The organism is Candidatus Nitrosocaldus islandicus (assembly GCF_002906215.1).
Taxonomy (GTDB): domain Archaea; phylum Thermoproteota; class Nitrososphaeria; order Nitrososphaerales; family Nitrosocaldaceae; genus Nitrosocaldus; species Nitrosocaldus cavascurensis.
In genome coordinates this window covers 1,453,630-1,465,653 of the sequence record NZ_CP024014.1, presented here as the reverse complement: position 1 = coordinate 1,465,653, position 12,024 = coordinate 1,453,630, and the positions used below count along the sequence as shown (strand labels likewise).

Annotated in this window: 15 protein-coding genes; 7 read left to right on the top strand and 8 right to left on the bottom strand. The window is 43.1% G+C overall.

The annotated features are described in order from the left end of the window. Positions 1–24 precede the first annotated feature (24 nt). The 3 genes from CRG89_RS07710 (at position 25) to CRG89_RS07700 (ending at position 1,497) form a co-directional block, all read left to right on the top strand. On the top strand, positions 25–519 hold the full coding sequence (locus tag CRG89_RS07710; protein ID WP_103287684.1) for a 30S ribosomal protein S13: 495 nt from the start codon (positions 25–27) through the stop codon (positions 517–519). A gap of 82 nt (positions 520–601) precedes the next feature. Next, on the top strand, positions 602–1,069 hold the full coding sequence (locus CRG89_RS07705; RefSeq protein ID WP_103287683.1) for a 30S ribosomal protein S4: 468 nt from the start codon (positions 602–604) through the stop codon (positions 1,067–1,069). A 104-nt stretch (positions 1,070–1,173) separates the two neighbouring features. After that, positions 1,174–1,497 carry a hypothetical protein gene (locus tag CRG89_RS07700; protein WP_103287682.1) on the top strand — a complete coding sequence of 108 codons (324 nt, stop codon included), beginning with the start codon at positions 1,174–1,176 and terminating at the stop codon, positions 1,495–1,497. A 575-nt stretch (positions 1,498–2,072) separates the two neighbouring features. On the opposite strand, the gene cobT is transcribed toward CRG89_RS07700, so the two are convergent. Genes cobT through CRG89_RS07685 form a run of 3 tightly spaced genes read right to left on the bottom strand, consistent with a single transcriptional unit; the run spans position 2,073 to position 4,541 of the window. Next, a complete protein-coding gene (gene cobT / locus CRG89_RS07695; RefSeq protein ID WP_148695111.1) occupies positions 2,073–3,230 on the bottom strand; it encodes a nicotinate mononucleotide-dependent phosphoribosyltransferase CobT in 1,158 nt (385 codons plus the stop codon). Between the two features lies 1 nt (position 3,231). Further along, complete coding sequence (locus CRG89_RS07690; protein ID WP_103287680.1) at positions 3,232–3,840, bottom strand: MBL fold metallo-hydrolase; 609 nt, start codon at positions 3,838–3,840, stop codon at positions 3,232–3,234. Positions 3,841–3,866: 26 nt separating this feature from the next. Next, a complete protein-coding gene (locus CRG89_RS07685; protein ID WP_103287679.1) occupies positions 3,867–4,541 on the bottom strand; it encodes an NAD(P)H-hydrate epimerase in 675 nt (224 codons plus the stop codon). A 54-nt stretch (positions 4,542–4,595) separates the two neighbouring features. On the opposite strand from CRG89_RS07685, the gene CRG89_RS07680 reads away from it, so the two are divergent. Together CRG89_RS07680 and CRG89_RS07675 are read left to right on the top strand one after the other, a co-directional pair. Beyond that, positions 4,596–5,309 (top strand): translin family protein, encoded by a 714-nt coding sequence (locus tag CRG89_RS07680; protein ID WP_103287678.1) that lies wholly within the window; start codon positions 4,596–4,598, stop codon positions 5,307–5,309. 25 nt (positions 5,310–5,334) lie between these two features. Then, positions 5,335–6,093 carry an endonuclease V gene (locus tag CRG89_RS07675; protein WP_103287677.1) on the top strand — a complete coding sequence of 253 codons (759 nt, stop codon included), beginning with the start codon at positions 5,335–5,337 and terminating at the stop codon, positions 6,091–6,093. On the opposite strand, the gene CRG89_RS07670 is transcribed toward CRG89_RS07675, so the two are convergent. The 5 genes from CRG89_RS07670 to CRG89_RS07650 form a co-directional block, all read right to left on the bottom strand. Next, the gene (locus CRG89_RS07670) at positions 6,059–7,540 is read right to left on the bottom strand and encodes an NAD(P)/FAD-dependent oxidoreductase (RefSeq protein WP_103287676.1); all 1,482 of its coding nucleotides are present in this window, start codon (positions 7,538–7,540) and stop codon (positions 6,059–6,061) included. The genes CRG89_RS07675 and CRG89_RS07670 overlap by 35 nt on opposite strands. A 180-nt stretch (positions 7,541–7,720) precedes the next feature. Beyond that, on the bottom strand, positions 7,721–8,206 hold the full coding sequence (locus CRG89_RS07665) for a hypothetical protein (RefSeq protein ID WP_103287675.1): 486 nt from the start codon (positions 8,204–8,206) through the stop codon (positions 7,721–7,723). A 7-nt stretch (positions 8,207–8,213) separates the two neighbouring features. After that, entirely contained in the window at positions 8,214–8,657 is a 444-nt protein-coding gene (locus CRG89_RS07660; RefSeq protein ID WP_103287674.1) for an RNA-binding domain-containing protein, read from the bottom strand. 35 nt (positions 8,658–8,692) lie between these two features. Continuing rightward, the gene (locus CRG89_RS07655; RefSeq protein ID WP_158648790.1) at positions 8,693–10,066 is read right to left on the bottom strand and encodes a TldD/PmbA family protein; all 1,374 of its coding nucleotides are present in this window, start codon (positions 10,064–10,066) and stop codon (positions 8,693–8,695) included. 190 nt (positions 10,067–10,256) lie between these two features. Next, positions 10,257–10,895, bottom strand: coding sequence for a 30S ribosomal protein S3ae (locus CRG89_RS07650; RefSeq protein WP_103287672.1), 639 nt, complete (start codon positions 10,893–10,895; stop codon positions 10,257–10,259). Positions 10,896–11,095: 200 nt separating this feature from the next. Between CRG89_RS07650 and CRG89_RS07645 the strand changes: the two genes are divergently transcribed. Both CRG89_RS07645 and CRG89_RS07640 read left to right on the top strand, forming a co-directional pair. Next, positions 11,096–11,548 (top strand): NusA-like transcription termination signal-binding factor, encoded by a 453-nt coding sequence (locus tag CRG89_RS07645; protein ID WP_103287671.1) that lies wholly within the window; start codon positions 11,096–11,098, stop codon positions 11,546–11,548. Then, positions 11,548–11,985 (top strand): 30S ribosomal protein S12, encoded by a 438-nt coding sequence (locus tag CRG89_RS07640; protein WP_103287670.1) that lies wholly within the window; start codon positions 11,548–11,550, stop codon positions 11,983–11,985. The genes CRG89_RS07645 and CRG89_RS07640 overlap by 1 nt, the downstream gene beginning before the upstream one ends. Positions 11,986–12,024 lie beyond the last annotated feature (39 nt).

The window sequence follows — 12,024 nt, the reverse complement described above, 5'->3', positions numbered from 1 at the left end:
TAGATCTAGCATCTGCAGATAGCAATGAGTGCTCAGGAGTTCAGGCATATAGTTAGGGTTGCTGGAAAGGATGTGGATGGGCGCAAGAAGATAGTTGCTGCCCTAGCAGAACTGAAGGGCGTAGGATACAACTTTGCCTACTCCCTGCTTACAGCCCTTGGTATAGATCCAAACATGAGGATAGGGTTTGCATCAGACTCTCATATAACAGCAATAGAGAATGGTTTGAAGGACCCTATAAGTATAGGCTTCCCCACATGGTACCTCAATAGGCAGAAGGATATGGATACTGGTAAGGATATGCATCTACTCAGCTCTGATCTTGAGTTTATAGTCAAGAGTGATATAGAGAGGGAGAAGGGTGTAATGAGTTGGAGAGGGTACAGGCATATGTATGGCTTGAAGGTTAGGGGTCAGAGGACCAGAACAACTGGCAGGAAAGGTGGTACCGTTGGTGTTAGGAAAGGAGGTAAGGCTGCTGCAGCAGCACAACAACAGCAGCAACAGCAGCAGAAGTGATATATGTATGTATGCTATGGATGGGGAGATGAGATGATAGGAGAGGAGGAGAAGGAGAAGAAGGAGGAGGGAGGTTGAGAGCATGGGTGATGTGAAGAAACCAAGGAAGACATACCATAGACCTAAGAGACACTGGGACTCTTCCCTTCTAATGCAGGAACTTGAGATAGTTGGTAACTATGGGCTGAGGAACAAGCGTGAGTTATGGAAGGCACAATCAGAACTATCAAGGATAAGGAAGAGGGCAAGGGATCTACTTGCACTTCCAGTGGAGGTTAGGAGCAAGAGAGAGGTAGAACTGCTCAGATCACTTAGCAGGCTGGGTTTGGTAGGAGAGAATGCTACACTTGATGATGTGCTTAACCTCAAGGTTCACGATCTGCTTGAACGTAGGCTCCAGACCATGGTCTTCAAGAAGGGTCTTGCAAAGACACCATTGCAGGCAAGGCAGATGATAGTGCATAGGCATGTGATGATAGGGGATAGATGTGTTGATAGACCTGGATACTGGGTGCAGAGGGGAGAGGAGGATAAGATAACCCTAGCCTAATTAGTCTGTATGAGTCAGGTCAAGTTGTTGTCTACTCTGCTCAACACAACACTACATCATAGTTGATCCAACCAATTAATTATCGTCATACATTCAATTCTACTATGAGCATAGATCTCATACTTGCTAAGGTTGTCAATGAGGCAAGGAGTGGTTTAGTGCCAGAGGCTCTAGCATTCTGGTACTCAATAATAGTTGAGAGAGTAAGAGCATCGTGCCCAGAGGAGTTGAGGGATAAGATAAGGGTTGAGCAGGATGAGATACTGCCCATGAAGTTTAGACTCAATGTATCGAAGCGTGTAGTACCATTGCTGCTAAAGGTTATAGATGATGCATTGCAGGAGATGCCTTACTCATCAAGGCTTTACTTTGAGACTGTTTACAATATAATTGCTGATGAGTACAGGAAGGCAGGTGGTAGATTGTGATGGTATTATTATGATAATGGATGCCTGTTACCCCTTCTCATCTCTTCTCTATAAGTAATCCTCTTCTATGAGTATGCATTCATTTTAATATTAACTGTAATTGTGTTACCTACAGCAGTTAAAGGTTGTATTGTATGGGCTATATTTTATTTTAGGAGAGATTATCATAGTGTTACTACTCGTGTAGACCCATCCTAACACAAGACTCTCACTAATCGAGTATTAGATGCTTTGATTTTATAGAAGGTAACTGATGAGTATGTTGATAGGAGCACTTACCTTGCTATGGTAGCCAGATGTATATTTCAACTCTTTGATGGATGGTAAAAGTGATAAATCGTAGATTAGAACTGAGTTCATCATTATCATCCTATCATTATCTACGTTTGAGATTCCCTCTTCTACCATCATTGAGAATATGGTAGTTGATTAAAATGTGATAAATTCCTACAAAGGATCTGTAAAGTCTTCCAGAGTGTAAAGTTGAACGCATCACATGTAATATGATCTAAAGAATCAACGATTAGTGTAATAAAACAATAACCTACATTAAATAAACGATGGTATGTTTTTGCTCATCCATCCAGTGTATTACGTACTCCCTTCATTGGTATCTCTATAGCATATTCATACTCCATCTCAATGGCATGAAGTATATCATCAGCATCTAGCCTGAATCTATTCCTTGCCAATGCTGCAATGCATGCTCCTCCAGCACCAACACCTTCCTTCACAAAGCCCTCAGCATAAGCTCTAAGCCCATTCTTGCTAGATAGTGTAAGTGTTGGATCTGCATAGATTAACGGCACATGTGCATCAGCACCAGCAGCATTACTAACAAGATACCTTATATCTGCGCTCTGATCATTAACTATGTAGGATGTTGTTGCTATAGCAATGTTATCCAACCTATTGCTTAGAGCATTGATCACTGCTAGAACTGCAGTCATCTGTGTTCCTCCAGCAAGCATAACGCTAGCATGATCCATAGCCCCTACTGCTAAACCAGCAGCACATGGCATCATTGGATCCCCAAGCATTGCTATTGCATTTAATGGGTCATCCTTGAGGGAACCAAACTCAACTCCAGCATTCCTCATCCCTTCCTCAACCACTCTTAACTTCAGTTCATGAGGATTGCTAGGCATGCTACTGCTCACCTTGAACCTAGCATCTATACCCATTGCAAGCATAACAGCAAGTGCAGTTGTTGTACCAGCAGGTATGCTCTCACCTATGATTAAGCAATCAGCACTCCTTGCAAGTATCCTTCCCAACTCTATGCTATGCCTGTATATACCTTCAACCTCCTCCCTGCTCATAGCATATCCATGTATTATGCTTCTACCATGGGTAGTAGCCATAGTGTAGTGAGGTACCATTGGCTTAACTATGCTGCCAGAGTCTACTATGCTCAATGGTATATCAGCAAGTTTGAGCATTGCCCTTGTTATTACTGCTGGTGTTGGCTTGCCATCTGGTGTTGCTGGTACAGAGTCTATGCATCTACACCTTCCTAGGTAGAGGAACTCTGCATCTGCTGGAGGTGTGAACTTGATCAGATCCTTGTTTGCTCCAGCAACTGTTATCCCATCTATCTCTGCAGTCTCAGTGTAGGATGTTATGAGTATGAACCTGAACTCCTTGCCTGCTATTGAGTTGAGGAACCTAACCCCTTCATCCTTGTTCAGTGCTATTCCTACACTCTTGCTATTACCATAGAACTCATGCATCCTAACCACCTACAAGCATAATGAACTCATCCTTGCTCTTAACCCTCAACACTGGATTGCTCCTCTTCTCCTTGCCTATTGTTGAGTATCTCTCATAACCATAGTCATGCCCAGGGTATACCTCTATGCTCTCATCTAAGCTAGCAATCCTCCTCAAACTCTCATAGAGTTCACCTGCATCTCCTCCAGGAAGATCTACCCTACCACATGAGCCAACGAATAGTGTATCCCCTGTAAACAATTTGTTTTCAACAAGTAAACATATGCTATCCTTTGAGTGCCCTGGTGTGTAGATAACCTTTATTCTTAGGTTACCTAATGCTATAACATCATTATCATCAACGGCAACATCCTTATCTAGTGGAGAGTTAGCATGCATTACTATCTTTGCACCTGTTAGAGCCTTCAACTGCTCATTCCCAAGCACATGATCAAAGTGTGTATGTGTGTTTATTATATACTCCAACCTCATACTATTACGCTTAATCTCATCCATTACAACCTCTAGATCCCATGATGGATCTATAACTGCTGCAACCTTGCTTGACTCATCCCCTACTATATATGTGAAGTTTGCCATCCTCCCTACCTTTATCTGCCTCACAATCATTTAACAATCACCACATCTCTAAATAATCAACCAGATTCAGCCTCTGGTGGTATGCCTATTGGCCATACTATTATCTTACCACAGACATCGCTACTTATAAGTAAGCCTCTCTTTACCCTATGAAACGTGATGGTAGCATCTGCCTTAACACACTTCTCATACCTCCCAGTATCTGGATCTAGGCCTGATGGTACATCAACAGCAACCTTGTAAGCCTTCTTGTTTGCATTTATAGCATCTATTATGCTTGAATGAGGCTCCCTTATGCTGCCCTTTATGCCAGTACCAAATATACCATCAACTATGATATCAGCATCCATCATGATCATGCTCCTTATGCTGTTCATTGAATGCTCATCGAACTCTACAAGCCTTATGCTCCTGCTCATCCTCTCCAGTATGCTCCAATTAGTCCTTGCCTCCTCAGTCCTTATATCCTTGCTTCTACCTATGAGTAGAACTGTAACATCTGTCCTATAATGGGTTAGGTGCCTTGCTGCAACCATAGCATCCCCTCCATTGTTCCCTAACCCTGCTATGAGTAGCACTCTCTTCTCCTCAAGATCCTTGTCATTGAACTTACTTGCTATGTGATGGGCAACACCTGCACCTGCATTCTCCATCATGAGCAGCCTTACTACACCCATTGCATGAGCCCTCTCCTCTATACCCATCATCTCCTGAGTTGTTATAGCATCCATACCAATTGATCTATGAGTGTATTTATTTATAGTAATATGCTAACTACTACTTGCATGGGTGATGTGGATTACCTTAAGGAGCCTCTTGATAGAATTATGGAGATGCTCAAGGCTATTGAGGAGAGGAGGGAGAGGCTCATCAAGGGTACAAGGGATGTTGTTATGCTATGCAGCAAGGCTATAGTGAATATACATGCAAGTGATCTCAACACTGCAGGGGAGCAGATAGTAAGAGCAGCAAATATGATGGATGAGTTGAAGCATGTAGCAGAGGAGTACCCTAATCTACAGGCATACCTTGTTGGTGCTGAGGCAGAACTGGTTGAGGCAAGGGCTCTCTACAGCATAGTTAGAGAGCATAGAGTACCAATCATAGATGGGTTGAGTATGACTAGTATGAAGGCATATCTGCTTGGTTTACTTGACTGTATAGGGGAGTTGAAGAGGCAAGTATACGATAGGGTTAGGGAAGGGAAGGGTAGCGATGCATTGAGGCTATTCAGTATGATGGAAGCATTGTATGCCATGCTCCTCCCATTCTCAGCATACGATAACATAGTACAGGGAGTAAAGAGGAAGGTAGACGTGGCAAGGATACTTATAGAGGATGTTAGAGCAATGCTTACAGAAGAGGTTAGGAGGAGTTCGATGCTGGAGGTTATGCAGAGGATGGAGATGATGGTTGAGAAGGAGAAGAGTATAGGAGTAGGAAGAGAAGAGAAGGAGGAGAGTAATAAGGAGAAGAGAATGGAAGAAGGAGATGAATGATTGTTGATTATATAAGCGATAGAGAATGCTCCAAGTTGAGACTATTAAGCGCTATCAGTCAAGGATGGCCTGTAAGGTTGTAGCACATGATGTTGTTGATGTTGAGAGCATCAGGTATGCAGTTGGCGTTGATGTGGCATACAAGGGTGATATGGCATTTGCAGCAGCTGTTATGGTTGATAGGCTAGATGGTAAGATAGTGTATGAGTCAAATAGCATAAGCAGGGTATACATACCATACATACCAGGGCTACTATTCCTGAGGGAGGGTGCACCAATGCTGAGTGCATTGAGGAGCCTGATCAAGTATGTGTATGGGAGATCTTGCATAGGTTGCATAGATGACTGCATAGTCATTGTTGATGGTAATGGTATGCTCCATCCAAGGTTATTTGGACTTGCATGCTACATAGGCATCCTCATAGATATCCCAACGGTAGGGGTAAGCAAGTCCCTACTCTGTGGTACAATCATAAGCAAGAGCAGTGATGGGAGCGTTATGCTGAATGGCAGGGAGGTTGCTAGGGTAGTAGAGTACAATGGTAAGAGGATATACGTTAGCATAGGACATAAGATAAGCCTAGATAGTGCAGAGGGCATAGTTAGATCACTCATCCATTATGGAGAGGAGGCTGCAGCAGAAGGAGTAAGAGCAAGGGCAAGAAAGTCAAAGTCAATACCATTATCCTCTTCTTCTTTACCATCATCCCTACCATTGCCAGAACCATTGAGGCTTGCACATAATGCTGCTAATGCACTGCGTAGATCTCAGGCCTTACATTGAACCTAGCAAATGCATCGTTCAGGATGGTCATGAGCCTCTTATGCCATTCTCTAAACCCATCTGGGCTTCTAGGATAGTTCCTATAGTGCTCAACCAGCACCCTGTTAACATCTGCTGTGTACTTCAAGCCCTCAGCAGTCCTCCTATGCAATACTCCCCTTATAAGCATGCTTATCTTATCCACATACCCAAAGTCTGGATGCTCTCCCTTGCTTATCTTCTCAACATCAAGCTTAGAGATGAAGTGCTTCATCCCATAGTTTATCTGCTCATTGGAGAGTGTCTGTAGGAACCTCCTGAACACCTCTAGCCCTGCTGTCTTGTAGCCATACTCATCAACAAAGTCTACATTGTACCTCCATAACCCATACTCACTCACATCATTGCTCTCAATAGCATAAACAGCATCCCTACCTGCTATAACCCCTGCAATTATTGCTGGACCTATGCCTCCAGCATCAAGAGGCTTTGGCATCCATGCAGAGTCCCCAGCAAGCATGTATCCATTTGCTACCAAGCAGTCATTCTGCCTCCTAACAGATACCTGCCATGTGCCCCAAGCATTGCCATCATCATCCTTTCCATCTGCAAGCCTTGGGTTACTGATAACTGGGTTACTTGCTACATAGGCATCTATTAGTGATTTGAGCGTATCGCTCCTCTTGAGCATTGCATTCCTCAACTCAAGGCTTCTATGCTGAACCCCTAAACCTATATTCACCTTCCTATCAGATTTAGGGAATACCCATGCATAGCCACCTGGAGCAATGATCTGGTTGAGATGGATTATAGCATAGTCTGGGTCGAAGTATGTTCTATCCTCCTTGGCTGGATCGAAGGTTAGTATATACCTTCCAGTAGCCTCTATATCATCCTTATCTATGCTCCTCTGTATATACGTGTGTATGGGCAGGGTAGATCTTAGCAGGGATGCTATACCAGTACAGTCTATAACAACCCTTGCCCTAGCCTTGAATGGCTGATTACTGCTTAAATCTATTCCTTGAACACCCTTAACATAGCCATCCTCTGCTATGACCTGCCTAAGCATCACATTCCATCTGAACTCTACCCCTAACTTCTTTGCATACTCTATCTGCTTGAATGGTAGTAGCCTTCTGTTCAGTATGTAGCCATCGCCCTCAAAGTATATTGGGGTCTCATGGTCTGGGGAGTATGCAACTACTCCCTTCACATCATGCTCAATCTCTGGTCTATCCCATCTTAACCCTGTATGCTTTGCTAGATAATCTACATTGTTCTTGCCTACAGCATCGCCACATACCCAACCATTCAAGGTCTTCTTACCTGCCTCATACTCTGGGTTCTTATCGATGAGGAGTATCCTCATGCTATTGTTATGCTTTGCAGCGCTTATTGCTGCTATAGTACCTGCTATACCAGCCCCAGCAACTATTATATCGTAATCATAACCATTACTATGCATGCAATGGCAGAGTGCTTACTAGTTAAAAACTCTTTCTTCTGCTACATAACCATACATCAATCCATCTATCTACCATCCTATAGCATGATAATAAGTTAACGATCCTAAAATAATGATCATCTGCTGCTCTAATATTTTATTTGGGTCGGATTGTCGCGAGGTCTTCATTGCTTGCTAGGCTCAGCCTGGAGCGGCTCTCACCTCATCCCCATCTATCTTCCTCTCTTCCCCTATTAATCCTTGCCTCCTACGCAGTGCCTTCAACGTTCCAGATGTTGTTACAGTACGTATACCAAGTATGGAGAGTATATGCATTACATTACCATAATGCTCTAGGTTGCACCTGATTATAAGTGGTAGCATCGTTCTATGAGCATGGATGTACCCCCTTGACACATCAGCCTTGCCAACTTCCTCACCTATCTTTGCTCCATGAATCTTACCCATCTCATCAGCAGCATTACCATCCCTACTACTACTGCTGCTACTACTACCATTCCTCCTCCTACTACCATAGCTAACAAAGGTGATCCTTGCCTCATCAACTTCCTTACTACCAAAAATCTCAGCATATGCATCCCTTATCATCTTGAGCATCTTCCTCTGATAACCATATGGATTGTGAGCATCTACATACACAAGTATGTACCTCTTCTTATACCTCATCTATACATCAACCAACCAAGGCACTCCTCAACGCTTCAAGGGATGCTTTATGCATGCGCTTTGCAAGCCTTAGCCTTATTCTTACAGCATCAGACTGTGAGAGCCTTATCCTCCCCTTAACCATCTCCTGCTTGCTTATCCTTATGTAGAATGATGATCTGTTATCTGTGTAGAGGTCAAAGTCCCTATATATGCGAAGGATATCTTCACTACTCAACGATCCCATGAGCCTATCTGCAAGGTTCCTTGCATCATCACCAACAACACCCCCCTTGAGCAGTATTATCTCATTGCCATGGTGCCCAGTCAGCACCTCTCTGGTTAATATGCTACTCCTCACCCCTAAGGTACTGCCAAGAGCATCGATCAACTTATCAAGGCTCTCAGTTGCATGTACTATAAGTTCTATCTCTGCAGATGTGAATACTGAACCAATCTTCTTCACATCCATGCTCTTATCTCACCATCAACTAATATGATAACCTGCTAGATGACGCTGCATACACACCTAGCAGACTCCAGCCTTATGTATGGGGAACCTTCTCCAATCCTGAATCCATAGCGCTCATCCCTGTATGGCTTCAGTATAGCAACCCTGCTTATAGCATCTATACCCTTCAGTATGTTCCTTATACTATCCTGTAGGCTTATACCTTTAATAGCGTACATCATCTCATTATCCTTAACATGGTATGCTATTATTGGCTTTATCTCAACTATACCCCTTCTAGTATCAGCACTTACCCTCTCAACACCCTTCATCAGTATACACTCTCTAGCATCATCAACCATCTCATCAACATACCAGTCCATGGGCTTTATGTACACATTGCTTACGCTTGGTTTTGGTATACCATCAACCCCTCTAGCATTGCCTGGTGTTGAGTACCCATCTTCAGGGATGCATGCAGTGAGCCTTGTATGAAGTAGGTTTAGGGTATCACTACCGATGAGTACCTTCCTCCTACCCCTTACTCCCTCATCATCCCATACAAATGAGCCATAACCATTTGGTAGTGTTGGATCATCTACAACCTCAACACCTTCCTGTACATACAGGGATGAGAATATCTTTGGGTTGAACTCATCAGCCTCAAGCATATTCCCTATTAGTCTTGCAAGTGCACCACCAGCCTCATTATCAAGTACAACCTTGAACCTTATCCCAGACTCTAGTATGGAGAACTGCTTTGCATGTACTAGATGGTTCATGGTAGCAATCATCTCATCTAGAGCATCATCCATACTTTTACGCTTGAGCACCTCTATACCCCCTCTCCCTCCCATACTCTTACTGACTTGGATGATGCCTCCATGGTACCTCATTGTCAGCCTTATATCTATGGTTGTTGTTGCAGTACGCTCTCTAATATCAGTGCCCTCACTGCTAACCAACCCATTCTCACTCTCAACATATGATAGGCTAACCTCTATCCTTACATCATCCCTACCCCTTAACCTGCTCCTAAGCGTAGATACCACATAATCTATAAGTTCGTATAAACTTGTACTATCATAGTCTGCTACTGGGGTTGTAGCATACCCTCTCTCCACATCAACTTCTACAAGGTTTACACCATAGCCTCCTCTCCTATTACTACCATTACTAATACTACTACCACTACTACTACCATCAGCTTGTGAGTATGATAATGATGATGTAGCATGCTCTATTGCCTGTTCCACAATATCATCTATGCTATGCTCTAGACTGCTAGATGGTGTAGACTCGATTTTGCTAACACTTGCTATACCGTACCCATTTGCTACTGCTCTAGCAGTTATTACAATATCCTCATCCTCCCTTGCAGCGATAGCATCCCCTTTAAATATGAGGCTATTGCACTTATTATGACACACCTTTATATCAAGATATTTCACCATTTTTGCCTTGCCTAGATGTTTAATTAATAGATCGTTGGTTGGAATATACATCCTACTCTCTCTTATTATGGAATTTTAATTTAATCCTTTTCTCCCCCTTACCCTATCTATCTATATCTACCCTCTTCTCCTATCATACTATGCTACACTACTGCTATCACATCCATTATACATCTAATGTTTGTGCCTGCTGCTCCTGCTGCACTTGAATTATAGGCTGCTTCTTGCCAAGCAGTTTGGTCTTCCATACTGCAACGAACCTAACATTGATTATATCCTTGACCCTGCTATGTATATCTGCATTCAACTTTGGCCCAACCACTGCTTGAATGAACTGGTCTATGTTCAACATTGGCACTTCTCTACTCAACACCTCATCCATGACCTTCCTTATATCATGCTTCTTGGATGTGTTGACCTTCTTTTGTGTGAATGCTATCGTGTATATCCTGAACGTGTAGCCATCTGCAGTTGTGTAATCCTTTATGAAGTTAACCATAGATGAACCCCTCCTCACCATGCTTTTTATGAACTCCTTAGTATACTCATGACCCTTGAGGTAGGTATATGCATCATCCCCCTCAATCCTCTCTATCTGGAAGTAGAGCTTTATTGCATGCTGTTGTGGATCTGTATGCCAGAGATCGAAGAGTGTACACTCTATAACCCTACCTATAGCATGCTTCTCATCAGTTATAGGTATGTATGCTATTGGTTGATTAGCAAAGACCGATGGTGCATGTACAACCACCCATCTCTTATCCCTCCACTTATCTCTTACCTTACCTCCCTTCTTTGTTGGCATTCCCTCTTTCCTCTTCTTGCTATCTCTGTCCCTTAAATATAAGTTTACTTTACTTAGCCTAAGCAGGGTTATGTTATGTTGTTGGTTATGTTAATAGCCCAATTAAGGTCTAGCATGCTACAATGCTCCTAAGCCTATTATATATAGCCAAGTGTTATCTTTAAATGTGGCGATATAGCAGAGGGATGCTATAAAGCGGTATGACAGGTATAAGGTTAACATCCGATGAGTTGAGGCTGATGTCCCTCTTTCAAAGCATAACAACAGTTACTGCTAGGGACTGTGTTATAGATGAGAAGATGGACAGGGTTATATTCATTATAGATAAAGGGGACATGGGCTTGGCTATAGGAAGAAATGGCTCAACTATAAGGACATTGCAGAGCATGATAGGTAAGAGGATAGAACTTGTAGAGTATGCTGATGATCTTGCAGAGTTTGTGAAGAACATATTTGGGAGAGAGGTTGTGCTGGATGTGAAGATAGGCAATCACTCATCCAATGGCAAGGTTGTAACAGTCATAGTTGATCCAAGGAAGAAGGGGATGGTTGTTGGTAGAGAAGGGAGGAATGTTGAGAAGGCTAGGCTTCTAACCAAGCGTTACTTTGATGTTGCTAACGTTATAATAAGGGGTCAGGAGGCGAGTATCTGATGGCAAACTCACCAGTAGGGATGTTCGCTGCTAGAACGCTTAAGCAGAAGAGGCTCAAGTTCAGGTGGTCTGAGAGGAGGTTCAAGCGTAGAGTGCTCATGCTAGATAAGAAGGCAGATCCTCTAGAAGGCGCACCTCAGGCAAGGGGGATAGTGCTTGAGAAGGTTGGGGTTGAGTCGAAGCAGCCAAACTCTGCTGTTAGAAAGTGTGTTAGGGTTCAGTTGATAAAGAATGGCAAGGTTGTAACTGCATTCTGCCCTAGGGATGGTGCATTAAACTACATAGATGAGCATGATGAGGTTGTGATAGAGGGTATAGGTGGCTCCATGGGAAGAGCAATGGGTGATATACCAGGTGTTAGATGGAAGGTATCTAAGGTTAATGGTGTATCGCTGAGGGAGCTTGTGAGGGGAAGGAAGGAGAAGCCAAGGAGATGATCTCATCAATACTATTATGTATAGCAGGTTAGTGATGGG